This window comes from Haladaptatus sp. HS23 (assembly GCF_056892285.1).
Window position 1 is genome coordinate 213,462 of sequence record NZ_JBXGLH010000008.1, and the last position, 23,970, is coordinate 237,431.

The following is a 23,970-nucleotide window of genomic DNA, read 5'->3' on the forward strand; positions in this document are numbered from 1 at the left end:
CAACGTCTTCTTAAACCCGGTCGAATCAGCGTATAATGCAGAGATAGGCTCTCTGCCAAGCAAACAGACCCGGCTAGTTCCGGGGAAGATAGCTCGAACATACCCATCCTTGGGCTAGCATCCCCTCACAACTGCTATCGAGAGGGCGAGTGGGGTAGTCTGGGATCCTTCGTCGTTTGGATCGACGTGACAATGGTTCAAATCCATTCTCGCCCATGCAAACGTCCATAGATTTTTATCGATGGACTCTCATCGATAAATTGCAGGATATCTCACCAGTGATACTCCTGCGTCGCATACATCTTGACTCCCGTGCAGTTTAGGAGGATGCGCTCCTTCTTCACTGCCGTTCCTACTCCACAGAAGTCACTACTGAATGTGAAAATGGAAAAGACGGCGTTTCGACGTCCTTTGAGGTCCAGTTTCCCCTGACAGGGTCTTGGCCTGATGTTCTGCTCTAACGACGCCACCGTCGACGAGACCATGTGACGCCGCACCCACGAACACGTGAAGCGTTCATCAGCACTCCCTCGGCAGTGACGTACTTCGTCTCAATGTTGTTCGTTTCGGGACATCGTCTGTTGCACTAAACAGCAACACACGACTGGCAGGCCCCTAATACGCGATTCATCTTCGACTTTTCCGTCCTGACGACTTTGCACTTGACCCGCTACACGTCGTCTGTGCATTGTGAGTCGAACATCGGAGCTTACTGTTCCGTCTCGGTGCCCCACTGCACCATGTACATCTACTCCATCACTAGACATAAATTTACCGCAAAATTAGCACGCCTCTTGGCGATTACACCCTTATCTTGGAACCCTCAAGAGACGGCAGGTATTCGAGAGTATCCACATCGTGCTTCTCGCACCAATCTCTCCACCGCCCCTCCGTCAAATCCAACAAAAGAGCGTCTTCGACAGCTGCCACTAACTTCTCTTCGCTCCAATCCCCCGATACATACTTCTCTTTTGCTGCTCGTATCGCGTTATCCTCGCAGCTCACTGGTTGTCCCCCCGTATGCACTGAATCGTCCCTTTTTGATATCAGCGTCTAACCTCTCACGGTCAATTCCCTGTTTGATTTTCTCCTCTCCCATGGAAAAGAGACAACCACACGGGTCATATCTCGTTTTAGCTTGCGTCTCTTCTTTTGACGGAGTGGGTTCGCTCATATCAACCACTGGATCTGGCATATCAACCATCTCTTCTACCATTTCCCTTGATTCAATAGGTGAATCACATTGAGGGCATTTCAGAACCCTATATTCATCGATTATCTCTCGATTGAAGTGACCTTCTAACAACGACCGGAACGAATCACAGACATTCTCTTGGAGTGTCCCGTTGCACATCCCACACTTCTCGCCAATCCGTTCCGGTTCTTTACCCGCCATAATAGCCAACGGGTGAAGGTCTTGATACACCCCCCGTGTGGGGGAAATGGTGCGAACAAGACTGAATGGAAGCCCCCACCCATCGGCAAGCTCCTGAATTACATCACTGTGAGTCTGACTCATCTGGGTCCTGTATCTCGGCGTCTTTCATCTGGTACTTTCGTATCTCATATTCGAGACACTCGATTGCCTCTTCTATCGGGAGATCGTGATCTCGGACGAACGACGCGACCATCTCGACACGGGTGACGAATCGGTACCCCCCATCTTGGAGACGCTGCTCTCGTTCTTGAGCTATCTTGCGCTGCCAATCGGCATGATCATCGAACGGACCCAATTTCGATTCAAGCGTTTCTGGCTGGCGATCGACGGGCCAATCTTCTGGGAGGCTTATCTTTCTACTCATTGTGCTCGTATTTCTTCGGGATTTATTCCAGCATCAACCATGTGCTGATCATCGATTTCAGCAAGCTTTTCGTTAGCATCATCCGCACACTGCGCTTCGTATTCTTCCTGATCGTCATAATCGACGTATCCCATACTAACGGAATCGTAAGACCACGTTTCGTTAGTATCTAAATCCCGCATGTGGACTGTCGTACGATTGTTCTTACTGGACGGATCACGACGCTTATTGAGGATCTCGACTCTCCCCTCAAGTTCACCATCTGGGTGATCAACGATGAGATAGTAGTGCTTCCGCATCTCAGTTCTCCCCCTCTTCTCCTTCTGGCTCATCAACACAGCCACCACATCGGAAGTACCGCCACTCCTCCTCGAGAACTTCTTCAGCATGACGTTTCGTTGTCCATACCTGCCCACCACAATCTACGCAAGGCACTGCTGCAGCAGGTTTTCCAATCGTATCTGCTTTGTCGTGAGTAACCACCCACGAAAGTTTGTCTTCTGGGATTTCGAGGATCTCTGCAACCTCGTCAATGTCCGGTGCCTTACTTCGACCGGATTTCAGGGAATGAATCTCTTTTTCACCATGAACTTCGAACACATGCTCGTAGTTGTTGGCATCGTCGATACTCTCTGGGTTGATCACTTCAGTAGTCAGTGTGTCCATCGTTGTTCGCACCCCATGCTTAGCTGGGCATGATGAAAAAGATACCGCTGTTGAAACTGCTCTTGCGATCAGTCGTCTATCGCCAGCCACCGCTCCATCAGATTTTGGCAGCTTTTGCACGTGACCTCTGGCATGTACTCATTGCCTTCACTGTCTTTGTACCGCTCTCCATCGGTGAATCGGAACTTCGCCTCATTACTGCACAGATAGACCTCTGACGGCCGGGAAAGCCTCCCGTCTGAGAACCCTTCGAGAATGAAGAGATGGTTCACAGTGTTCTTTGCACGTCCATTACCCGAGCTCGAACGCAATAACCCTGACCGACGCCCTTTGATGGCGACATCGTAGTCAAATGGGATCTCGTATCGGTCCCAAAAGTCCTCAGCCTGTCGCCGATTCCGATCTTTCTCCCGTGCTCGCTTCTTTCGCTTCCGGTGTTCTTCCCGCGCCTTCTCGTGGACTTTCGCCCGCTTTTCGGCCTTCGTCTGGCAAACAACCCACTTCCCTCGACACACGTCGACGACGACATCTTCGTTCACGTCGAGGTTGTCTGGATTGCCGAAGTTCGAATCGTCGAGGAGACGAAACTGATGGTCGCTCTCATCAAGCTCAACGGATCCATTACTTTGAACAGTCCCATCGACACCACCACGGACGTGATTGAGCATGGCCACCTGATTGACCAGAAGTCTGTAGAGCGTCATCTATTCCCATCCTGTTCGTATGGCTCTCCTTCGACTTCGAACCGTAGTCTCACTTCGTGAACACCCGACTGTTTAGTAGTTGACCCGTGCTGGCAGAGTCGCATATCGTCCTGCTTGTCCACGTGGGCCAGAAGCGGTGCCATCTTCTCCCGGATGCGCTCGCCTTCGGAGGACCAGTAACGCGCTTCACGGATGGTATCCAGTGTAAGAGCGCCGTCGTCGAGCGCGGCCTGTTCGCTCTCGGAGAGTTCGAGTTCAGTTTCCTTCGAAGACTTCACGAGAAATCACCCAACTCCCGTGTATCGTCGTCGAGACGTTCTTCCGCCATTTCCAGCGCCACGAGTGCCTTGAGTACGTCTCCCTTCACGGTTTTAATCTCCTCTTCGGTACAGGGCATATCTTGAATCCACGACGCCGCGGAGTTTGCATCATACTGTGCGGAATACCACAGCTCCTCGGCGGATGGCGGTCCGTTGCCTTCGAACGCCTCTAATTCTGATCTGATGTTACTCTTCCAGTCTTCGTATTCAGTTGCTTCCGTGTCTTCAGCAGTCATCGTAATCCTCCCCGAAAATGCATCGGTCACATCGGCCTTTTCCAGTTGCTGCATTTGTAGCCGTCGTCATACGTTCCCCGCACTCGTCGCAAGCCCACTCGTCGTACCGTTTTAACCGCTTCTGAACCTCGTCGTGAAGTTCGTCGGCACCACGGAATCGGAACGACGCGAAGACGTCGTACTCACTCATCGGACCCATCCCCGTGTGGTCCGTAACCGTCACAAACGGCGATTGCTGTAGGTTCTCGAACTCAGATTCCGATAGTGCCGCACTGAATCCGTCAGTTTCTCGCGGGATACGCTCTTTTGATACTCCATCCTGATGTTGTGGTTCTGTGGATCCGTCCATACAACATACCATGCTTAGTTAGGCATGGGCAAAAAGATACCGATCAGTATTGCATAGATATACAGCGACGATGGTGGTGTTGATCGTCACAGGGGGAAGGGAGGAGAGGGGAGGAAAAGACCGCTGTCAGTGTCGATCTAGCTCATCGAGCGTGTCCTGAAGTTCCACAAGCAACTCTTCGATGTCCATTCGGCGGGTATGGTACTCGTCAATTGGCATTCGGATCAGCCGAATGGTCTGTACGAATTGGCCGAACTTGTACGCCACGAAGACTGCTACGGAGAGTTTCCACATTGAAAGTAGCCGTGACTGTGTGCGATCCTCACCGGTCAATTCCGATCACCTCGATTGTCGTTACTGGATCGTGAACTGGTGTAAACTCTGTCTCGCTGATTTCGATGATTGCGGTTCCGTACTCTCGATCATCGTGCTTGATGATGAACCGTCTTCCGTTGTGATGTTCTAGTCGAAGTTTCCCCGTGTCGTGGTTTACACCAAGAACCTCCATTTCGTCGATCCCCGTGATAGAGGGATCCGAGCAATTCACCGTGATCAGCAACCCCGGCTCCATTGCTTGGCACAACTTCTGATACGGATCCGGAGTGTCTGCCTTCTGCTTCTGCGTGTCCATTTCAGTCATCGGCTTCTCCTCCATCTGCCACGATTGTTGGTTCTTCATACGACGACATCGTCGGCTGGTTCGTCGGTAGCAGCAGTTCTTTCACGAGCGACTTGCCCAGATTGACAGGGACCGCGTTCCCGATCTGCTTGGTAGTCTCGGTCTTGTTCCCGATGAATTCATAATCCGACGGGAATCCTTGTGCTGCTGCAAGCTCACGCGGCTGCAACATTCGGTATCGAAGGTCAAGTCCCCACGGATAGAGATCCGGGATACACAGTGCATGCCGACCCTTGGTCGTTACCGTCGGAAGTGGCTCTTCGACCGACTGTGCATCGGAGTTGCCGTAGTACTCCACCAAGAACGGTGAGAGCAGATGTCCATCGTGGTTCTTTGCGGTCACCGTGTGGAGAGGACGGTCTTCTGGGTGGTACGTTGCGTTTGTGTGCAACCCACCATAGGCACCATTCCGAGGCAGGACAAATGCATCCGCGTGGATCCGCTGAACAGCACCACGGGTTGCAATCGTCGGCACAGGACTGTCAGTAGCGTCGAGAGCCCGTGCTTGTGACTGCTGGCCCATCACCATAGGAACGGAATGAGGCGAAACGTCGGCGCTTTCATCCGGGACAGCAGCAGGCCCCTTGACGAGGAAGGGTTTGTCTCGTTCAGATACTGCCTGTTCGATGTCTGCAATCGAAACGACATCTTCCTGCATTTCCTTCACATCTGCTTTCGTCAGCGACGAAACAGCGTCAGCATAATTCGAGAGAGGATCGCTACAGTGTTGGCGGATCCCTTCCGCAATACGCTGCATCGTGTTGTTGACGAGTGGTCTGCTTCGTGTCCAGACCGATTTTCCAGGCTCCGACCAATCGATGATCTCAGCAGCCGACCTCCACTGATCGGTGTCGTTTGAGCCATGCTCAGTGTGAGTTGGCTCTGGGAATTCGGGTTGGTAGTTCCGACGTGCCATCACGAAGAACCGACGTCGTGACGTTGCATCGCCATAGTTTGCCGCATTCAACACCGTGTGCTGAACACTGTAGCGGTCTGCTTCCAGCTGGGCTTTCCAGGCATCGAATTTGGTCCCATCTCGGGTTGGTTTTCCATCGACGATCGGCCCCCAAGAGCGGAATTCGGGCACGTTCTCCAAGAGAATCGTATCTGGCTGAAGCTTACCAACCCAATCCAACACGTGCATCGGGCTGGCTCGGGCTTGTTCGCTTACGGGCTTCCCACCGCGTGCGGTACTAAAGTGCGTGCACTCGGGCGCGGCGATCAGTATATCCACAGTCCCCGGCTCGACAACATCGGGCGGGTGAAGTTCTTCGATCTTGGCGTTAAGGTGGGTGGCCCACGGGTGGTTGTACTGGTGTGTTTCGATGGCCTTGGTCCAGTGATTGACTGCTATCAGCTCGACTTCTCGATCAAGCTCTTCACAGGCTTCTGCAAGCGCCGTCGAAAGTCCTCCCCCGCCACAGAACAAATCGACAGCGACGATTGGGTCGCTATCGGAATTTTGTTTCTGCTTCTCATTCGTCATTGCTATCCACCACCTCGAATTCACCAAAGTGCTCACCGATCACTTCGATAGAGTCGATAGGACCGCATTCGATCACTTCTTTATCTGATCGCTGCTCAAGGATTGGATCCTCCCATCGATCTTCGTCGTTATCGAAGTCCACAATGATTCGGTGCTCAACGAGACCATCCTCGGGGAGTTCTAACCACATCTTGATCTTGAGGTACTGGTTCCCGAGAGTCGCACCCAAGTCGTAATGAGTCATATTAACGAACCCAGGGCGTGTGTCACCATTTTCGAGACTGATCTCGACTGCATTCCCAACGGAAATGTGTTCCAAAATGGGTGGCTTGTCAATCGTGAGATCGCTAGGGCTCTTTTCGCGGAGTGTGTAGAACCCCGTCATCTTAGAACACCGTCATCTCTTTGACCCCACATCACTGGTTGATTTCCCTTACTGATCTCTGTCTGTGGTTCTGTAGGTCCGTCCATCGTGCTACAGCCATGCTTGGCTGGGCATGGTGAAAAAGATATCGATCCAGATGTGATCGGGGAGCAATCAGATCAAAAACAATCAACCAACGGCCACCCTGTTCCGTTATTTTCGAACCTCTCGATTGTACTCAGTAAACTACCCCTCCCTGCTCGCTCACGGGATACCCCGCTCGCTCCCTGAGGAAGGGGCTTTCATGTAGACTCCCGGCGATCAGTCCGAGGCTAAGGCCTGCGGTCCGTCGTCGGTCATCGTCCCACGATTTATACGCACGTCTACTGGTGCATCTCCATCCAGGGACTTTTGCCCCGAACGGAGTCTGTGATACTGCTGGCGGGCGTATCGTAGCCCGATGTTCTTCGCGCCGTTGTAGTCCGCGTTCACCGCGTAGCCGCACTTCCGGCAAGAAAACTCGGTGCCAGAACGGTTTGCTTTCGCGGTGAACCCGCACTTCGAACAGCGTTGTGAGGTGTGGTTGGGTTCGACCTGCTCGACCGAGACACCACGTTCCGGGGCCTTGTACTCGACGTACTCGTAGAGCCGCCGGAAGGCCCAAATGTGGTGCCACTCGGCGTGCGGTAGGCGATCGCGGATGTCGGTTAAGTCTTCGAACACGATTACGTCGCAGTTGTTCTCGACAGCTTCTCGAACTACGTCGTTCGCCACGGTGTGAATGTACTGTTTCCGCCAGGCTCGTTCGCGTTTTCCGAGCCGAAGAAGTGCATTGTGTGCGGCTTGCGTTCCGCGTTGTTGCATCTTCGCACGGCGTTTCTCGAACTCGTCGATCCAGTGGTCGTAGTCGTCGCCCTGCCAGAACGTCCCAGTCGAACTTGTAGCGAGTGAGTTCACACCGAGATCGATACCGAGGACCGTTTGGTGCTCCGTATCTGCTGAATCGTCGGTGTTCTCGCTGTCGTACCGCCGGGTCGTGATGTGCAGGGAAAAGTCGCCCGTTGCTTCGTCGCGGTGCAGTGTTCCCTGCCGAAGCTCGTACTCGTCGTTCAGGACGAACTGTTCGTAGGGTGTCGGGCTGTCCGAGGGAAACACGTACTCGCAGACGACACGTCCCGCTACCGTGGATAGTGACGCCTGGCTTCGGTGGATGGTCGAAGACCGTTTGTCGAAGTCCATAAACCATGATGTGAACTCCGGTTGTGAAACGCGCTGGCGTTTCTTCCATCGTTCGACGCACCCTTTCACGGCTTCGACGGCACGGTAGATCGCCAGTATGACGAGGTTTGCTGTCAAGTCGGTCTCGGCGCGAAGCTCGTCGTACAGCGCGCTCTGTGCCTGTCGCTTGTTGGTCACGCAGTCGTCGTAGTCGGTATTGTCCCAACAGAACTCAGAGGCACGGTTTGCACACCAAAGGAACTGTTCTCTGGTGGATTGGAGTGCGTCGCATTGCTCGTCGGAAACGGCGAGTTTCACGACGGCTGTTCGACGCACTTCCATAATTCAAAGAAGGACTTCGGGTACATATATTTAATGGTTGGGTGTCGGTCGGCAATCCCCCTGCAACCCATCGGTTTTCCGAATTCCATCGGTGTGGGTTGGTCCAAATACCCAGCTTCGCAACGCGCTCCTTCCCTCCCTACTCGCTCGCTTCGCTTGCTCCTTGAGGAAGGGGACTCCGCGCTACCGGTCAGTTGAAGCTGACAAGACGGTACAGAACCGCGCACAGGCCGACCAATTCACATCCAGGTTCGCTACCGTGGCACATCCCCCATACGTACCACCCGTGTTCAACCGTACTTTTGAAAGTACCAACACTGTTCGGCTTGTTCGATATCACTCCTGAGTCCCTACCCAGACGAGAGAACTCATGGCAAACCATATTGAAGCCGCTGTAACCCCTTACCACCGCCGGGTTCTCCTTGCGAAGGTGCGAGATCACGGCTCATTATCCCTCTCCGAGCTTACGGAAGCAATGATGAGAGAGATAGCTAGTACTGAACAATGCCAATTAGAGACTGTCACAAAATACGGGTTCGGGCTCGATTATATCACATTGATATTCCACTCTTTGCCGATCTCGGATTACTCTCAGATGATAAGAAAATCCCAGTGGGTTTCGCCGACCACAGCTCTTTACAGTCTTGATTCCACCTCCTATCGATCGGGTAATGCTGCGGTGATCTTTCGGACTCATCGACGTCGTTATCGAGCATTTCACTGACCTGCCGGTCGAAGCGACCAATTAGGAAATTTCACACCGAGCCCAACGACAGGCAGAGGTTGCGAAGTACGACCCGACAACAGAGGCGATTACAATTGTGCTGACCTGGACGGCCGACGAACAATACGAGAAAGAGCAATTCAGCGAAACAGTCCGGCATGAACGCATTCACGCCTGGCAGTACCACGAGTTCGGCGACGCGGATCACGGGAGAACGTTCACCCGCTGGACAGACGATCTCGATACCTCACAATACTGCGAACGCTTCATCACACCAAAGTGGTGGCTTGTCTGTGAGGATTGCGGCGGTCGGATTCCGCGGTATCGGCGCTCGAAGACGGTTCGCAACCCGGAGCAGTACAGTTGCTCCAAGTGCGGCGGTGCAATTCGCGTTGAGAGGGGCGACGGTCAGTAACATCACGAAAATCGATAACCCGCATTCGCCACTCAATATTTTAAGCGCAGGAAAGATATATGCTGTAGCAGCTCAAAGAATAAGATATGACTCCAGACGACACCCCATCCACGCCGCCAAGTCTCGCCGAGGAATGGACCGAAACGTGGGAAAACGAATCTACACGAGATCGGGTGTATACCACTGCCCTGCAGCTGTATGAGCCAACACGAGTTGCCGAGATTGCCGAGAGAGCCAATGTCTCGAAGGAAACCGCTCGGGACTATCTGCAGTGGTTCACGGAAATCGGGATGCTAACGCAAACCAACGAGGCTCCAGATGAATTCGTCCGTGACGAAGATTACTTCCAATGGAGACGGATTCATCGGCTGCGTGGATTCCCGATGGAGGAACTCGAACAGCGATTGAAAACAGAGATCGAAAAAGAGCGGCGCTACCGCGACAAATACGATGCCGAAGGGCCCGATGACGTGGATGCACTCGATCATGTAGCCTATGCTGATGTCGAAGATGTCTGGTCGGAGTTACAAGAGTGGAAAACCATTCGACGGCGAATCGAAGACCTCGAACAGGCACGACAGAATCACGACAACACCACACAAGCGTCCGCCTAATTGATGTGTGACGATACCGAGAAAACACTCGATGAGACACTGTTACGTCACATTGCTCGTCGATTGGGTACGCTCTCACTCGTTGAATCTGTCTCTGTCTTTCCGCATGAGCGTCCGGAATCGGTCGTAGTGTGGTTTGATCTCCAGTACTTTCCTGGCACAATTCAACAAGTTGTATTCGAGATCCGTGTCTACACGAATGGTGATTTCAATTTGACCTATCGGGAGGACCGAGGCGGCACGGCATGGATGTGTCGGTGGGATCGGCACGACAATCCCCATAATTCCCGAGATCACTTTCATCAACCACCGAAGGCACGTACCGAAGACGCTGTTGACCGAGACTTTCCGACCGAGTTTGTCGCCGTCATAGATTCCATTCTCGAGCGCGTGGACGACCGAATTGGTGAAGTCTGGAACGACCACGAGTGAGGGGTTCTCCAGTAGATCAATTTCTTCAATATCCATGCCCATGGAATCGTTGAAGTCATCAACGAGAACCAAGCGAACCCCGTAAGCCACCAGTAAACCGTCTCCATCGACGAGTTCGATTGTCCGGAACCCGGAGCAGTACTGCTGTAATGCGTGCGGTGGGCCACTCCGTGTCGAGGAGGCCGACGGCCACTAACCAATTCTCGTTTAAGTAGTTCTCGCGATAAGCAATAGATACGAGGAAGATTTTCGCAGACGACAGATTGCTGTCTGAGTCCTTGCTATCGCTATTGTTCGGAGTGATAACGTGCGTTGGTTAGTAGCAGATACTAACAAACCCGTAGCTATCCTGACGACGAGTACCATTCAATAGAAAGCAGACAAGAATATCACTCGAAAACGTCCTGTATCATCGTTCTGACCGCGTTGTCCACAAACTCCTCGTCAGTCGAGCAACTATGTCCCAAATGGTTTCACCAGTGCCAGGCAATTAATCTCGGGTGCAGAGTAAACCTCTTCCCATGCCTAGGTAGCTGGTGTTTTCGTAGAATAAGTAAGTTAAGATCTCATCTCCACAGTTATTATTCGTTCATCTAATATTCTCAAATCAAACGTTGGAATTATAATAACCTTTTTAATCCTCACGATAGAAGTGCTAGTTGTATCGAAGGACTAACACGGTCATAGTTAGCAAAACTCATGACATCATTGCACAAACAACGAGGGAAGGAGAGGGATATGCACCAAGAGTCAAAACAATATGCAGTGGTGGTTGCCACAGAACTAGAGGACATCGAAATCGTTCTGCATGGATTATCAGCCAGCCGAGCCGAACAACTCGCTACCCGAAAAAACCGAGAGATAAGCGGGGAGTCTTCGATTCATGCAATACCAGAAAAAGAATTGGATGGAACCATCAACAACAATCACTAATTGACATTCACCTCGCACTGGAGCGTGGATTCCCGCGCCTTTAGGCGCCGGAGGCTGTCGATTTTAGACAACTCATACACGGTGACCGGGCACGTCGTTTTGCCTCGCAGCGAGTTATTTGGATGTAATCTTCGGTGGGTGTTCCACCGGAGCCACCGCACATAGGCGAGCCATTTTCGTATTCATGATAGGAATACGAATTCCCAGATTTGTTCCGTTTCGGGACGATCAATACTTTATCATCATCGGGGCGATCATCATCTCGAATGCGTTCTAAGCGTTCTTTTCGGGTGGGTTGAGTTCGAGGACCATCATCACGACAGCGATGGGCCGCAAGATGCACAACTGGAGTTCCACAGTGTGGACAAGCTTCAAAGGGATTTTGTCCTCCGTTTGAGGCCATATAGTAACCATTCCAAGACAATATCTTAACTGTACTGAAACTCCCCTCGGATACATCTCTGTTTTACTAGGTGTGACTCATACACTTTGCGTCTGGCAACACCATCAAAACCGCGTTTCTCCTTGGAGAAATCCTTAATCTGTGTGCTCTTCGAGTTCTGGACAGTATTCAATACTATCGAACCAACTATCCGCGAGCGGGATTACCAACAGGGAGTGAAATGAGGAACAATTAATACGGCGACCAGCTTAGCACAGGTCTTCATCGTCGAGTCAACGACTGGATTGGCAGGTCGTCCATCGAAGTACGTCTTCCCCACGAATGTAATCTGTTATTTCTTCCATCACGCGATAGCCGTCCATTTAGTACCCACAGCTGTAGTATGTGGTATCTCTCCATAGCTCAAAAATACGGCTCGCGAGCCAGTTTTGCGGACTTTCTTCTCGGCTCAACCAGGGAGACAAAGGTATTTCTTAGAATACTTCGTTAGGGTGTGATTTCTTCCGGCAAAACATCATTGCTTGCTTTCAGGCCCATCATAACAATCATTATGAGGGTTATTATTGGGATATGGTTATGAGTAAAACCATTACTCGGAGAAAATATGTTGATGGCACGAGCACCCAGAGAGAAAGCGAACCAATTCTCGGTGGCAGGCAATCAGAAAATACTGGAAAAATCAGTGGACACTCGAATGATCAAGTCAACTGCAAGAATTTGTCGAAGGGAGAGATGTGAATGCCGACCTACGACATCGTCGAACAAGGAGCGGACGATACCGGAGGGAGCACCATCGATGGCGTTCTCGAAAACTTGGTCGGCAGTGATACGACAATCATCTTTCCGCCAGGAACCTACAAACTTAACGACCTCATTGTCCAATCAGGAACTGACAGACTCGAACTAATCGCTCCGAACGGTGCACGCCTCGTTCCTGGACAATCAGGCGACAACCTGCCGTGGATTGACGTCTACGCACGCGGGTTCGTATTGGATGGCTTCGAACTCGACATGCGGAACACAGCAGTTCCACCGTTTGTCCGGATGAATTCTAATTCTGGGGACTGGGAACTGAGGAGACTCATCACCCGTGGGTATGTCCGAGCAGAGACTGACACTAATATTGGGTCAAACGATTCGGGCGATGCACGTACGTATTTCCGATTGTCAGCGGCAGACGGAACGCGCGGACTTCTCCAAGACTGTTACTTCCACGAGGGGTCGTGCGAACCCGACGAAGCGAGCAATCGCCGGGCGATCCTCGTTGAATCCGGGGAGGGGACACTGATATTCAACCGCTGTTGGTTCGAACACTGGGGAGAAAACACCATTTACGCAAAAAAACCCGAAGGGGAAATGAGAATTTTGAACAGCTTCGTTCGAAATTCTCAGAACGGAATGCGCCTCGGTGGCAATACCGACGTTCAAAACTGTGTCTCGATTAAAGACGCACAACATCCGACACAAGCGTGGTCGGGTGGGTCGCTCCAACGTGGTGTGAACGTCGAGGCGAACGTTCCGGCGAACTCATCAGGCGTCAACAGCTATGATGGTACGATTTCTATCATAGATTGCGACTTCTATCACCGCTATCCAAACAGCAGCTGCGGAGGGCCGATTACAGCACCAGCGCCGTGCCAGCGCATCGATATTCGACGGACTCGGATCAGTTACGATTCAACAAAAAATCACGATGCGATCTACACATATGATGCAACGATGTACGACGGCACGCCGGCGAATCTCGAATATTTGCGACTCCAAGACGTGCAGGTCACCAACGACCACGATTCGGAATACGCGATCTACATCGGACAGGAACCAGATGAATGGGGACAAGTATCCGGTGTGTTAGGTGGGAGTGGCCCACAGACGAACTCGAGTTATATCGAAGATCAGATGACCATTAATGGTAATCCCACACCACCGAATACAACGCCACCATTGCCAAGTCCACCGCCACTCGGAGAGATACCAATGGAGAATGCACAACTCGTCCGTATCGATAATACGAGTAATAACTCACCATCGTTCTACGAAATTACGGCGGGAGAGTACGTCCTACCAGCGGGCAATGAGGGTGCAACGATTGCCACAGGGTGGGGGCCAGACGGTGAACCAACTCGGCCGCCGAATTCGGAAGTTGCTACTGGGACAGTTCCGGCTGGGAAGGTGTTTGCCTTTTATGTAACTGGTGGCATTGTCTCGACGGAATCAGATGGGCTAGCGACCTGGACGGTCGATGGGGAGGTGTATAATCCTGGCACTGAGGGGATTCTAATGACGGACACAATTACTAGTGGAGAACAAGGAAACGAAGATCAATGGAAGCAGGCTGATTCGGTCGGGCAACCGACTAACATCGCTATCGCAAAGCCGCTGTCGTTCAATGGCACCCAACCGTGTCACACCCGCCTTCGGAATGTCGATGGCACGTTCGAGTACAAACTCGAAGAATGGACATATCTCGATGGCTCGCACACCAGCGAGACGTTCAATACACTCGCTACGAAACCAGGTGAACAAGAGTCACAACTGGGCGATGGATCTTCGTACCGAGTGAAAGCAGGAACAGTCGAGGTTGACCAGAACTTCGACTCTGTATCGCTTGACGATTTCTTTGGGTCGGAGACACCAGTTGTGTTGGCACAAGCCCAGACGTTCGACGGATCCGATCCGATCGTGACCCGGTTACGGAACGTCTCGAATGGGTCGTTCGATGTGCGCGTCCAAGAAGAGGAAGCCGCGGGATCGCACGTGCCTGAAACGGTTGGCTACATTGCGCTCCAGCAAGCCACGGGGACACTCTCCGGTACGCCGTTCGAGGTCCGACAGACCGACACAACGGTCAACCAGAACTGGACACGACTCACGTTTGACCACCAATATACGAAACCGCAATTCATCGCTAACATGCAAACGTTCAATGGTCCCGATACGGCAAATCTCCGTTATCGGAATCTCACGAGCACCGGCGTGGAGGTCAAAGTGGAAGAAGAACAAAGTACCGACACCGAGACGAATCACACGAACGAACGAGTCGGGTACGCCGTCTTCGAGGGAGCAACACTAATAACAAACACTCTCTCCAGCAACCAGGAGAGCAGAAATCAGTGGCAGCAGGCCGATTCGGTCGCACGACCGGACGACGTCGTTATCGCAAAGCCACTCTCGTTCGACGGCACCCAACCGTGTCACACCCGCCTTCGGAATGTCGATGGCGCCTTCGAGTACAAACTCGAAGAATGGGAATATCTCGATGGCTTGCATACCAGTGAGATGTTCCACACTCTCGCCATGGGATCGGGCGAACGCGAGATACAACTCGACAATGGTACCTCTTATCGGGTGAAAGCCGGAGAAGTACCCGTCCAGAATGATTTTGTTAGCGTTTCACTAGACGATTTCTTTGGCACGGAGACACCGATCGTGCTCGCACAGGTACAGACATTTAATGGACCAGATCCGATCGTCACCCGGATACGGGACGTCTCGAATGGGTCGTTCGATGTGTGCGTCCAAGAGGAGGAAGCCAGTAGTGATAACGGATTCCACAATACTGAAACAGTAGGATACATCGCACTCCAGCAAACCACAGGGGAGATCGATAATACACCGTTCGAGATACAGCGAGCCGAATCGACAGTTACGGATGAATGGTCTCGTATCACCTTCCGTCAACAGTACGACACACCTCGATTTGTCGCCGGCATGCAAACGTTCAACGGTCCCGATACGGCAAATCTCCGTTATCGGAATCTCACGAGCACCGGTGTCGAGGTGAAAATAGAAGAAGAACAAAGCGCTGACACCGAGACGAATCACACCACCGAACGTGTCGGATACGCTGTCTTCGAAGACTCCGTGTGAGTGTCGGTATGGCGTTCATCAAAACTTCGAAAGGGACGTGAACGTTGGAGATTCGTTTCAGATATGTGTCTTTTCCTCCAAGGAGAGAAACGAGTAAGCAGAGGAAATCTCGACAAGTGCCTCTTGTGACACCCTGATAGCGTCGAATACCGGTGGTTGCTCATGCAGGAATTACATCGTTGTAAGAACGAAGGAGTGCGACTACGCTCTCCCGTCCAACCGCAGACAAACCGCAGAACAGACCGCACTTGACAGTAGTCGTCCGTTGCGTACAGTGGTGGCGTGAGTGGAAATTTCGTCCCTGTGGCCTATGTGGCGTGTCGCACGGAGGGTTCGGCGAACCCCCCGTATGATACGATTGCAATCAGCCCTCCCGATGTGCGCGGACCCATCTACGAAGGTCAGGATGGTTCCACTCGATGCGAATGCTCTTTTCTTCGATTTTCGTCGTCGCATCAATCGCTGGGTTGGCGAGATGTCCATCGACATACGCCACTCCAGGAACGCGATCTGCCATCTCTTCCATCACGCGGTAGCCATCCGTCTTGTACGCACAGCCGTAGTGTGTGGCCACCTCACGGTAGTTTCGGAAGACAGTCTGGGATCCCGTCTCGCAAGCTTTCTCCTCGGCTCGACCGAGGACACAGAGATATTTCTCGTGGATACCCGCGTTCGTGGGGCGTTTGGCTGAGAAATCGAGCAGGCTGGCGTTTTCGGTACTGCGTTGGAGGCTATCGTGTAGTTCTTCACCGACGGTGGCGGCTTCGGCGACGATGTTCAGTGAGGTGGCGTCCACGCTATTGCCGTCCTCGCTGGTGTACTCACGCATGTTGTTGATGATCCGAGAGACCGAGGTGCGGGTACGTTGGTTTTATCGATGGTCTTCTAATTCGGTGATGTGGTCGGTGAGTGCTCGATTTGTTCAGAAAGGTCCGTAACTGACCACTTGTTCGTGGTTGTAATAGCGAGCGCACTGGTTTCAGACATCCGCACCTACCTCCGCTATAACTGCAGTGTGGGCTGGTGGGAGGTGGTTTAGGATGATAATCTCACAGGCTGTGATACTACCAACGTCTATTGTGTTAGTCGATAACGGACAGTCCAGATTTGGAAATGTCAAGATGCAAAGGTGCGCTCGTTGATTCGCGCCGCCACTGGATTTTTTAGCTGGGTGGTCATCGATCAATTAGTGAAAGCGGAGAGAAGGTCGTTTTCTTCCGTCCATAATAGAAACCGGAACACGAGAACCGATTATGGAGTTTCTATATCATCTAAACAGCCTTGACGGGAGTTCATAATTGGCCTCACTCACCGCAATATATGTGATGAGAAGGGAGTTGAATGGAGCTAGGAACCAGTGTCGACTCGGAAGGGAACATAGATGAAACAGCCGGAAACAATCGAATGCAGCGGTCGTGAGCAGGATGGCCAGGTCCTGCAGGGAGAGAAAGGTGAAAAATCCAACGTGTGTTCTCGAATAGAATCTTCATAATCGGGTTCCGCCTGGTGGTTTTGCCCAGCTATGAAATCATGAACCCGGTCGTCAGTCGAGAAACCGAACCGGAAGACTGTACGGTGATCGACCACATGGCACGTCCTGCTGACGAAGCCCCTCTGTCTCTCGCGTGTGTTTTCATCCTAGTTGCCACTCCATCTTTTTGTATGACCTCCCTTGCGGAGAGTAATACCGATTATGAACACCAAGCAAACGACGCTTCGACAGTAAAATCGATTTTCGGCCGGTCTGGACGTCCACGAGCGATTATGAATCTCGATCGGAGAGTTGATCTCGTAACCACCCTGCCGGATACACCGCGGTTAATCCCGGCGTATCAATCCTGAACTGTTGTGGTGGCGTCGTTTTCGCATATGTCTTTTCTACACGCGGCTTGCCTTCCAACGGTTCGTTCAACGCCGCAAGCACCCTGTGCCCATCAGCCTGTTTGGGAACGACCCAGATCGCCTCCTCGACATCACAGTCTGCCATCTTATCGAAATCATCGGGCACGGCCCGCCCGACATCGTGATTGATGCGTTCTGCTTCGCCAGCAACAACGATTTCATCAGTCTCATCTAACCCCGCAACGTCGAGACGTCGTTGCTCGTCGATTTCATAGTAGGGAACAACATCCACAACAGCGGATTCCACGTGCTGTGCATATTCGTGATCGAGATATTGGCGCAGCACTTCGACCGCAAAGACGTGCTCACTGGATTCATCAAGATCACCTCGTCCATGCCCATAATCGACACCCTGGCGATAACTCTCACCAATCATCGTTCGTCCATCAGCTGTCACCGTGTACAGTCGATGTGGGTGGTCAGTATCGTGGCGGAGAAGATCAGTTTCGAGCAACTCCTGCACCGCCTCGGAGTTGATGCCAACGTACTCCTGCAGACGGAGCATCGAGTCCGTAAGAAGATCGTATTCCAATGGGTCATACCGTAATTGCTGAGCGTTGTACACCGCTTGGAGAAACAACAACTGTCTACCTGACCATTCTGATGCTTCGATTTCCTCGGGTGCCAACTTGAGGTTGAACTCACAGATGGGGATGTCATCACGATCTACCGCGTCCAGCATGTGACAACATTCGATGGCACGACGCATGCCCTCGATCGATGGGTCATACCGATTCTCACAGCGGATGCATCGCAAGGCGTGTGTCTCCTCCTCATATGCTACCGACGTGGGCAGACGCGTTGTGTGCGGCAGAAGCGTATCAAGCCGAATATCTGATTGTGCGACCGATTCGTCAGTCTCGCTTTTTCCATCCGTGTCTGCATCCGCTTTCGTTTGTGCCCCTTCGCTCGTCGGGATGTGTGCTACTCTGAGTCCTGCCTCTAGTGCAGTCTGGGTGGTAATTCGTTCGAACGCCGCCCGGAACAGGAGCTCGTCCGTGTCTGACAAAGGGTGGGCACTCGCAGGATGGCCTGGCAAGGCTGGCAGCGATTTCACGAGAAACGGGCGTACCGTCGGGGTATCGAAACCCGACCCCGGCCGGACAAGCCACTCACCGCTCGGCATCGCAGCAAGCCGACGCTTGAGTGCGTGAGGAGGCATGTCAGGTGTGGCTAACGCTTCTGCGAGTTCGTTCGCAAGCGAGACATTGCCAATGACAAGTGTAGCGATCTCGTTGAGTGCCTCTTCATACGTGTTACTGGCCGGATCGGGTGAGTCGAGTTGGGCGGGGAATTGTACACCAAGCGCGAGAGACAAACCGAACGAACGTCCCTGTGACAACAACGTATCCATCAGTTTCGTGTCAGCCACGTCAGCAGCTTCGTCGAAATAGCAGTTTACTTGCGGTGGGTTCCCAGGCGTCTGTGAATTTTCGGCACGAGCGTTGAGTGCCGTCCAGAGATTCGAGAGCACGACGAGTGTGAGCGCACGCTTGATCTCGGCTTCCATCCCACCGAAATCGAAAACGATGAGCGCATCTTCATTACTCAACTCCGCAAAGTCGAAGTTCGGGTCGTGATTTTCGCGGCTCTTCGTCTCAGTAGGCTGGTCATCCGTGTTCTCGCCATCCACTGGCTGCTCGTGGTCGCCAACATGATCGAATAGCGGTGCAAGTCGGCCATCAGTGGCAACCGTCTCGACACGAGCTGTCGCTCCACCCATAATATTTCGGACCATGTCGGGCTCGCGCTCACCGAGGCCCGTAAAGTAGCGTGCGAGCGTTTCATCGGCAACCTGGGGTGGTGACTCTCCGCGTTCGAGGGCCTGAAGTGTGTCATACAGCGTGGCATGCGAGAATGCATCATCACCGTGAACCGGGTCGAACAATGCCCGAATCGTGTTGCGAATAACCTTTCGTGATTCGGGTGCGCGATTGTACTGTTCGGTGCCCATAACGCCGGCCAGTATTTCTTCATAATGGCCTGCTTTACGCGAGCGGGCTTCTTCGCGTGGGATGCCTGCATCGAGAAGCGGTCGAATATCGAAAAACGAGAGGGCGGGCAGGACCTCCGTCAGATCGAAATACCGAATCTTCCGGTCGTCGTCCAGGTGGCCATAGGTGCCCTGATAGGTCTGGAGGAACTCCATTGCCGTCCCTGCTTTATGAAAGAAGAGAATATCGGGACCCTCGGTCGCGACCAAATTCGTCAGTGCGGCCGTCATCAACAGGATACTTTTTCCACTGCCCGTATCGCCAACGACGAACTGATGGCGGCGCTGATCGGCAGGTCGAATACAGAGTGGCTGGCCGTACGGCTGGCGATCGTGGGTAAGTGGCATGCCGATCGCCTGCCCGGGCGGGACATATCGGACCAACTGTTGTGGTGACGGGAGGACGAGGCCTGTCCGTTCTGTGTGTCGAGGCGCGAGTGCGCGTTTGCCACTTGGGGTGAGTGCACTTCCGTCGACAAGACAGAAACCCGAGAGTTCGGCAGGGGTGACGATGAGACCAAGACTTGTATTGCTCGTGAACGGGAGTGCACTTTTTGCCGTTTCGTAGGTGGCCGCATGGACTGTGCGCGCACAGAGGTCATCATATATCTGTGTCCCCGCTGGTGTCTCACCGAACGTCCGGCCCGTGCTGTCGGTCCCAACCCGGCCCGTAATCGTGTGTTCTGTCCCACTCAGATGGCCGAGTACACTTTCGAGGCGTTGGGCGACCCGGTCGGCCTCATCCGGTGTGTGACGTGAGAGTGCAACAGCGCGTGCCGAAACGATAAACGTTCGTCGCAAATCGCGGTCGCTGATTGCCTGTAGTCGATCCTGATATCTTTGTGGTGGATCATAGTCATCACCTTTGTCACTGGGAAATAGTTCTCCCCAGATCCGATCGCCGATAGTGACGGTTCCATACTCGAGATCCGTACAGTAGACGTCGGCGGCCGTGTGTTCGTTGCCACGGAACTGACAGACGACCTGATAGATGGTCGGGACATCGGCATCGCTGAGTGTTTCGATGAGCGGTGCCAATGGAATCCGTGAGTGTGTGTGAGAAGTCGATGCCGACCGTCGCGTGGTCGTGTGGCTTCTCCCAACCGTCTGTGATCCATCGGCATGCTCATAAAGCGGCGTGAGTGGCATCTGCCAGTCCTGGCGCATTGTGGCATGGCCTTCGTATTCGACGCCTGCGACGTACGGGGTGGCGAGTCGGGTCAGGTCCACATTGACCGCTCGTGTGGTGGTCTCACGTGCTGTCTTAGTCGCTGTTTCTGTATTTGTTTGTCCTCCAGTATCATCCGGTGTGGGGGCGAGTGGAAGATGGTCTTCGACATATCGCGGGTGGAATTCGACCTCGCTGAACTCATAGGACTGGGGAAAACAGGTTCGAAGAATCCCCTCGAGGTCAGAGAGCAACTCATCATCGGTACTGCCGGCGAGATAGCGAATGCTCGAATCCGGGCGGCCATCGGCGACGAGCAACCACTCGAGGCGCGGTATGTGTGTCGAACGCGAGAGTGTGTGTCGGAGTCCCGTCTTGGTTCGACTCTCTACAAGAGAGTACACCAAATCCATCGCCCGAGAGACATCTGTCGGATTGAGCTGGGTTTCTGCGGGTCGAATTTCAAGATACGTGCGTGGCGTGGGTGGGTCTGGTGTGGGGAGGTCGGCTGGTTCAATCTCGACTGGAACGGGGAGTGGGTCAGTGGTGAGGGCGTCGTCAAGGTGTGGCGATGCGTGGGCAGTGGCAGGGGTAGTTTCGTCGCGTGCCATGGGTGTGCTGTGGACTGGGATGGGTGATTTTGGGTCGGTACAGCAGTCGGTGTGACATTCGATGACGCACACGCCGGATGCTTAAATTCCTATTCTGATGGTGTGAACTGTCCGGCTGAGAAATGGGTGGTCGGTGGAAAGACTGCTGTTTGGATTGTTACTGTCTTCTGGACTCGTCGACGTCAGTCGCGAGCGGATAGGCGTACCCTGTGAATCCGCTTTGGGCCGCAACTCTGACCCGACAGATCTCACCAGGGGTAACGTCGGCGACTTTGAGTGTTCGCCCGTCAGCCGTCTTGGCAGTGTGGAGCGCATACTCGTTTGGCGGTTCGGAGTGAACAGTAACTTGGTGCACTTCGCCTGGTGAGAAGGTGTCCGGTCTGTATCGTTCTCTCACGTGCTCTCCAATTTGGATGAGTTCGAGAACGAGGTTATGTCCGGCATGGACGGCAACTGCGAGCAATCCCAGCCCGTGGATCCAGAGATAGACCGGCAGAAGCCCCATGATAAAGTGTGGAATCAGATGCCGAGTACGTCCGTCTAAGACGTGGAAATACGCCCACACTGCATTCGCGACGAGCATGACTGCGAGAACGTGCCCGGTGAGCCTGGTGGCGATGAGCAGTGGTACGGCACGAAACAGGGCTTCTTCGAGCGGGGGTGCAACGCCGACGTGCCTGAGTACTCTTCGAGTGTGTTCGTGTGCGGTCGTCGTCTCACGCCACTCCATGTCCAGGAGGTCCGCGGTTGTATATGGTTCAGGGGGGTGAGTATGTGCTGCGCGAGTCGGTGGGGGGTCATCAGACTGTACACCGAAGATGTCGATGCCGGTCAGGTCGGCAAGTTTCCACTCCCAGCGAAAGAGAAATCTTCGTACGACGAAGGCAGATGCCGTGCTGAGTGCCCACGTTATACCAATCACAGAGAGGCTTCCTGCCCGAACGCCAGCCAGTAACGTGTCGAGGAAGGACTGCAACATGGTTTAGATGTGTTCTCACAGTGCTTGAATTTAGGCCTGTATCGTGGGTTAGCGATATATTAAGTGAGTAAGCGGTGTTTCGAGAGTTGCATCGGAATGCGGGGTGTTCTCGTTCGTGCACGGACTAAGATGGGTTACAGCCTCGAGCTCCGTTCGGTCCCCGGCTCGTTGAGTTGTCGTTGCAAACGGCGACTCGGTACTGCAGACCTTGAAAACCCCGCGCGCTCGCCGGCTGTGCCTCGCTGCTTCTCACTGCGTTGCGGAGCTTGGCTGGCGAGAGCGGAGCTCTCGCTGCTTCCCACTCTCACGCTCGTTTGCTCGTGAGAACATTGGCTCGCTAGTTGAGTGCCCGCCTCTTTTAATTCCCACCCAGTTTGGGTTGGGATGCTCTCTCCAGTACTTGATTGGCGACCACACAACTGGGTGGGACGAGCTGAGCCTACACTATCTCTCGGCTAGCTCTCTGTTCATTCGAGAAATTCTAAATCGCCGAATCGCTCGCGGTTCATGATCGTACTGACGAATAATCGGATCCTATCAGTGAGTTCTTCTTCCGTCTCGTAGATTTCGACGCGTAAATCCCATCGTGTACGTGCCGACCGAATCATCTCGCTGGTTACGTTCGCTTCATGAATAAAGACGATTCTATCACCGTGACTCCCTGCGAGATTCTCCAAGACGCTGCCCGCTTCTTCACCGACTCCAAAGTTGTGTCCGAGAAACGGGACAACAAACACCGTTGCATTGGCACACCGTGAATACTCGATACTTTGTGTCACCGCGTCGATCTCATCTGTGTCGATATCGAGATCGACTGCCAAGAATGCGTTCACGCCTGGAGTCGTCCGAAGCGCTCCTTGCACTCGCCGTAAGAGTGCTTCCGCCTCGTCGACTGTGTCTTTGTTCTGGAACAACCGGCGAAACGGTCCAGGGAGTTCTGCAACATCCACCCGTTTGAGTTCGTCATCACTCAGAACGTAGTTTAAATTGAATGATTTGTATGGCCCCATTAGATACAGAAGGAATCGGTCGTATTTGACCGTTCCAAGGCGGCTGGCAATGGTGTCCCGCATAATTTCCGCCATTACACTCGAACCGAATCATGCATCTACTATAAAGATGCGTGTTTTCAGTAGATGTCGGCTTGACAAGGACTAAGACATGGCCTCCCGTAGTCTACACCAAGATGGCAGCGAAAAACACGCGCGCTGGCGAGGATGCACCCGAAGATCCTGCCGACCTTCTTCCAGAGACAAGCGTGCTTTCTCTCGACGAGTACCTCGCAATGCAGGCTGCGATCGGCGAGCGAACTCGGTTCGAGATTGTCTATCGACTCGTCCATAGCGGCGAAATGTCTCCCACACACCTTGACGAGGTAATGGATATCGACGACAGTACACTCCACTACCACCTCAACAAGCTCCGGGATGTTGGGCTCATCGAAAAGCGTATTCGGACCGAATGGGACAGTCGCGGTCTCAATACCTATTACAGGGCAACCGCCCTCGGTGAGGTCATTCTCGAACATGGTGTTGAGGAACTTCTCCGCCGTGAATGGGACTTCAATGAGGCCTACGATAGTAGTACGGACGACGAAGAGTCTACCTGAGCAGATAGCTCACCCATACCTCTCTTGGTCTTGTTTGATGTCGCCCGAACACACGTGTCACTACACGTCGTGACTATAGTAGCCGTTAGAAATTTCTGCCCGGATAACGTTGAGTGTTCTAATGGACCATCTTGACGATATTTCCGTCGAG

General features: G+C 53.0%; 24 protein-coding genes and 1 tRNA gene. 8 read left to right on the forward strand and 17 right to left on the reverse strand.

From position 1 onward, the window contains the following. The first annotated feature begins 143 nt into the window (after positions 1-143). Positions 144-216, forward strand: a tRNA-Pro gene (locus tag AC1XDK_RS20880). Positions 217-801: 585 nt separating this feature from the next. Here AC1XDK_RS20880 and AC1XDK_RS20885 read toward each other — a convergent pair. The 13 genes from AC1XDK_RS20885 to AC1XDK_RS20945 form a co-directional block, all read right to left on the reverse strand. Further along, the gene (locus tag AC1XDK_RS20885) at positions 802-1,005 is read right to left on the reverse strand and encodes a hypothetical protein (protein ID WP_483351907.1); all 204 of its coding nucleotides are present in this window, start codon (positions 1,003-1,005) and stop codon (positions 802-804) included. Then, complete coding sequence (locus tag AC1XDK_RS20890) at positions 989-1,396, reverse strand: hypothetical protein (RefSeq protein WP_483351908.1); 408 nt, start codon at positions 1,394-1,396, stop codon at positions 989-991. The genes AC1XDK_RS20885 and AC1XDK_RS20890 overlap by 17 nt, the downstream gene beginning before the upstream one ends. Before the next feature lie 103 nt (positions 1,397-1,499). Continuing rightward, positions 1,500-1,802, reverse strand: coding sequence for a hypothetical protein (locus tag AC1XDK_RS20895; protein WP_483351909.1), 303 nt, complete (start codon positions 1,800-1,802; stop codon positions 1,500-1,502). Further along, the gene (locus AC1XDK_RS20900; protein WP_483351910.1) at positions 1,799-2,134 is read right to left on the reverse strand and encodes a hypothetical protein; all 336 of its coding nucleotides are present in this window, start codon (positions 2,132-2,134) and stop codon (positions 1,799-1,801) included. The genes AC1XDK_RS20895 and AC1XDK_RS20900 overlap by 4 nt, the downstream gene beginning before the upstream one ends. Continuing rightward, the gene (locus AC1XDK_RS20905; protein ID WP_483351911.1) at positions 2,103-2,468 is read right to left on the reverse strand and encodes a hypothetical protein; all 366 of its coding nucleotides are present in this window, start codon (positions 2,466-2,468) and stop codon (positions 2,103-2,105) included. The genes AC1XDK_RS20900 and AC1XDK_RS20905 overlap by 32 nt, the downstream gene beginning before the upstream one ends. A gap of 68 nt (positions 2,469-2,536) precedes the next feature. Further along, positions 2,537-3,172, reverse strand: coding sequence for a hypothetical protein (locus AC1XDK_RS20910; protein WP_483351912.1), 636 nt, complete (start codon positions 3,170-3,172; stop codon positions 2,537-2,539). After that, on the reverse strand, positions 3,169-3,450 hold the full coding sequence (locus AC1XDK_RS20915; protein ID WP_483351913.1) for a hypothetical protein: 282 nt from the start codon (positions 3,448-3,450) through the stop codon (positions 3,169-3,171). Before AC1XDK_RS20915 ends, AC1XDK_RS20910 begins: the two co-directional genes overlap by 4 nt. Beyond that, on the reverse strand, positions 3,447-3,728 hold the full coding sequence (locus tag AC1XDK_RS20920) for a hypothetical protein (protein WP_483351914.1): 282 nt from the start codon (positions 3,726-3,728) through the stop codon (positions 3,447-3,449). The genes AC1XDK_RS20915 and AC1XDK_RS20920 overlap by 4 nt, the downstream gene beginning before the upstream one ends. Continuing rightward, on the reverse strand, positions 3,718-4,077 hold the full coding sequence (locus AC1XDK_RS20925) for a hypothetical protein (protein WP_483351915.1): 360 nt from the start codon (positions 4,075-4,077) through the stop codon (positions 3,718-3,720). The genes AC1XDK_RS20920 and AC1XDK_RS20925 overlap by 11 nt, the downstream gene beginning before the upstream one ends. Positions 4,078-4,399: 322 nt before the next feature. Further along, positions 4,400-4,717, reverse strand: coding sequence for a hypothetical protein (locus AC1XDK_RS20930; RefSeq protein WP_483351916.1), 318 nt, complete (start codon positions 4,715-4,717; stop codon positions 4,400-4,402). Next, positions 4,710-6,242, reverse strand: a complete 1,533-nt coding sequence (locus tag AC1XDK_RS20935; protein ID WP_483351917.1) for a DNA cytosine methyltransferase — start codon at positions 6,240-6,242, stop codon at positions 4,710-4,712. The genes AC1XDK_RS20930 and AC1XDK_RS20935 overlap by 8 nt, the downstream gene beginning before the upstream one ends. After that, positions 6,232-6,627, reverse strand: a complete 396-nt coding sequence (locus tag AC1XDK_RS20940) for a hypothetical protein (RefSeq protein WP_483351918.1) — start codon at positions 6,625-6,627, stop codon at positions 6,232-6,234. Before AC1XDK_RS20940 ends, AC1XDK_RS20935 begins: the two co-directional genes overlap by 11 nt. A gap of 300 nt (positions 6,628-6,927) precedes the next feature. Next, on the reverse strand, positions 6,928-8,166 hold the full coding sequence (locus tag AC1XDK_RS20945) for an RNA-guided endonuclease InsQ/TnpB family protein (RefSeq protein WP_483351664.1): 1,239 nt from the start codon (positions 8,164-8,166) through the stop codon (positions 6,928-6,930). A gap of 752 nt (positions 8,167-8,918) precedes the next feature. Between AC1XDK_RS20945 and AC1XDK_RS20950 the strand changes: the two genes are divergently transcribed. The 5 genes from AC1XDK_RS20950 (at position 8,919) to AC1XDK_RS20970 (ending at position 15,557) form a co-directional block, all read left to right on the forward strand. Further along, the gene (locus AC1XDK_RS20950; protein ID WP_483351930.1) at positions 8,919-9,305 is read left to right on the forward strand and encodes a SprT-like domain-containing protein; all 387 of its coding nucleotides are present in this window, start codon (positions 8,919-8,921) and stop codon (positions 9,303-9,305) included. 86 nt (positions 9,306-9,391) lie between these two features. Further along, on the forward strand, positions 9,392-9,919 hold the full coding sequence (locus AC1XDK_RS20955) for a DUF7342 family protein (RefSeq protein WP_483351919.1): 528 nt from the start codon (positions 9,392-9,394) through the stop codon (positions 9,917-9,919). A gap of 3 nt (positions 9,920-9,922) precedes the next feature. Beyond that, positions 9,923-10,351 (forward strand): toxin-antitoxin system TumE family protein, encoded by a 429-nt coding sequence (locus AC1XDK_RS20960; protein WP_483351920.1) that lies wholly within the window; start codon positions 9,923-9,925, stop codon positions 10,349-10,351. A gap of 738 nt (positions 10,352-11,089) precedes the next feature. Beyond that, entirely contained in the window at positions 11,090-11,284 is a 195-nt protein-coding gene (locus AC1XDK_RS20965) for a hypothetical protein (protein ID WP_483351921.1), read from the forward strand. Positions 11,285-13,967: 2,683 nt separating this feature from the next. After that, complete coding sequence (locus tag AC1XDK_RS20970) at positions 13,968-15,557, forward strand: hypothetical protein (protein WP_483351922.1); 1,590 nt, start codon at positions 13,968-13,970, stop codon at positions 15,555-15,557. A 364-nt stretch (positions 15,558-15,921) separates the two neighbouring features. Here AC1XDK_RS20970 and AC1XDK_RS20975 read toward each other — a convergent pair whose 3' ends face one another. Together AC1XDK_RS20975 and AC1XDK_RS20980 are read right to left on the reverse strand one after the other, a co-directional pair. After that, the gene (locus AC1XDK_RS20975; RefSeq protein ID WP_483351923.1) at positions 15,922-16,386 is read right to left on the reverse strand and encodes a hypothetical protein; all 465 of its coding nucleotides are present in this window, start codon (positions 16,384-16,386) and stop codon (positions 15,922-15,924) included. A 933-nt stretch (positions 16,387-17,319) separates the two neighbouring features. After that, positions 17,320-19,800: a type IV secretory system conjugative DNA transfer family protein gene (locus tag AC1XDK_RS20980; protein ID WP_483351924.1), complete on the reverse strand. Its 2,481-nt coding sequence runs from the start codon at positions 19,798-19,800 to the stop codon at positions 17,320-17,322. Between the two features lie 978 nt (positions 19,801-20,778). On the opposite strand from AC1XDK_RS20980, the gene AC1XDK_RS20985 reads away from it, so the two are divergent. Continuing rightward, on the forward strand, positions 20,779-21,258 hold the full coding sequence (locus AC1XDK_RS20985; protein WP_483351925.1) for a hypothetical protein: 480 nt from the start codon (positions 20,779-20,781) through the stop codon (positions 21,256-21,258). 130 nt (positions 21,259-21,388) lie between these two features. Here AC1XDK_RS20985 and AC1XDK_RS20990 read toward each other — a convergent pair whose 3' ends face one another. Together AC1XDK_RS20990 and AC1XDK_RS20995 are read right to left on the reverse strand one after the other, a co-directional pair. Further along, positions 21,389-21,961 carry a CPBP family glutamic-type intramembrane protease gene (locus AC1XDK_RS20990; protein ID WP_483351926.1) on the reverse strand — a complete coding sequence of 191 codons (573 nt, stop codon included), beginning with the start codon at positions 21,959-21,961 and terminating at the stop codon, positions 21,389-21,391. 716 nt (positions 21,962-22,677) lie between these two features. Continuing rightward, the gene (locus tag AC1XDK_RS20995; protein WP_483351927.1) at positions 22,678-23,295 is read right to left on the reverse strand and encodes a DUF7509 family protein; all 618 of its coding nucleotides are present in this window, start codon (positions 23,293-23,295) and stop codon (positions 22,678-22,680) included. A gap of 101 nt (positions 23,296-23,396) precedes the next feature. Between AC1XDK_RS20995 and AC1XDK_RS21000 the strand changes: the two genes are divergently transcribed. Further along, complete coding sequence (locus AC1XDK_RS21000) at positions 23,397-23,819, forward strand: ArsR/SmtB family transcription factor (protein WP_483351928.1); 423 nt, start codon at positions 23,397-23,399, stop codon at positions 23,817-23,819. Positions 23,820-23,970 lie beyond the last annotated feature (151 nt).

Bases quoted from the DNA above. Each gene is read 5' to 3' on its own strand.
- AC1XDK_RS20890 (WP_483351908.1), bottom strand. From the start codon at position 1,396: ATGGCGGGTAAAGAACCGGAACGGATTGGCGAGAAGTGTGGGATGTGC.
- AC1XDK_RS20895 (WP_483351909.1), bottom strand. From the start codon at position 1,802: ATGAGTAGAAAGATAAGCCTCCCAGAAGATTGGCCCGTCGATCGCCAG.
- AC1XDK_RS20900 (WP_483351910.1), bottom strand. From the start codon at position 2,134: ATGAGCCAGAAGGAGAAGAGGGGGAGAACTGAGATGCGGAAGCACTAC.
- AC1XDK_RS20905 (WP_483351911.1), bottom strand. From the start codon at position 2,468: ATGGACACACTGACTACTGAAGTGATCAACCCAGAGAGTATCGACGAT.
- AC1XDK_RS20910 (WP_483351912.1), bottom strand. From the start codon at position 3,172: ATGACGCTCTACAGACTTCTGGTCAATCAGGTGGCCATGCTCAATCAC.
- AC1XDK_RS20920 (WP_483351914.1), bottom strand. From the start codon at position 3,728: ATGACTGCTGAAGACACGGAAGCAACTGAATACGAAGACTGGAAGAGT.
- AC1XDK_RS20925 (WP_483351915.1), bottom strand. From the start codon at position 4,077: ATGGACGGATCCACAGAACCACAACATCAGGATGGAGTATCAAAAGAG.
- AC1XDK_RS20930 (WP_483351916.1), bottom strand. From the start codon at position 4,717: ATGACTGAAATGGACACGCAGAAGCAGAAGGCAGACACTCCGGATCCG.
- AC1XDK_RS20935 (WP_483351917.1), bottom strand. From the start codon at position 6,242: ATGACGAATGAGAAGCAGAAACAAAATTCCGATAGCGACCCAATCGTC.
- AC1XDK_RS20940 (WP_483351918.1), bottom strand. From the start codon at position 6,627: ATGACGGGGTTCTACACACTCCGCGAAAAGAGCCCTAGCGATCTCACG.
- AC1XDK_RS20945 (WP_483351664.1), bottom strand. From the start codon at position 8,166: ATGGAAGTGCGTCGAACAGCCGTCGTGAAACTCGCCGTTTCCGACGAG.
- AC1XDK_RS20955 (WP_483351919.1), top strand. From the start codon at position 9,392: ATGACTCCAGACGACACCCCATCCACGCCGCCAAGTCTCGCCGAGGAA.
- AC1XDK_RS20960 (WP_483351920.1), top strand. From the start codon at position 9,923: ATGTGTGACGATACCGAGAAAACACTCGATGAGACACTGTTACGTCAC.
- AC1XDK_RS20965 (WP_483351921.1), top strand. From the start codon at position 11,090: ATGCACCAAGAGTCAAAACAATATGCAGTGGTGGTTGCCACAGAACTA.
- AC1XDK_RS20970 (WP_483351922.1), top strand. From the start codon at position 13,968: ATGACGGACACAATTACTAGTGGAGAACAAGGAAACGAAGATCAATGG.
- AC1XDK_RS20975 (WP_483351923.1), bottom strand. From the start codon at position 16,386: ATGCGTGAGTACACCAGCGAGGACGGCAATAGCGTGGACGCCACCTCA.
- AC1XDK_RS20980 (WP_483351924.1), bottom strand. From the start codon at position 19,800: ATGCCACTTACCCACGATCGCCAGCCGTACGGCCAGCCACTCTGTATT.
- AC1XDK_RS20985 (WP_483351925.1), top strand. From the start codon at position 20,779: ATGGTCTTCGACATATCGCGGGTGGAATTCGACCTCGCTGAACTCATA.
- AC1XDK_RS20990 (WP_483351926.1), bottom strand. From the start codon at position 21,961: ATGGAGTGGCGTGAGACGACGACCGCACACGAACACACTCGAAGAGTA.
- AC1XDK_RS20995 (WP_483351927.1), bottom strand. From the start codon at position 23,295: ATGGCGGAAATTATGCGGGACACCATTGCCAGCCGCCTTGGAACGGTC.
- AC1XDK_RS21000 (WP_483351928.1), top strand. From the start codon at position 23,397: ATGGCAGCGAAAAACACGCGCGCTGGCGAGGATGCACCCGAAGATCCT.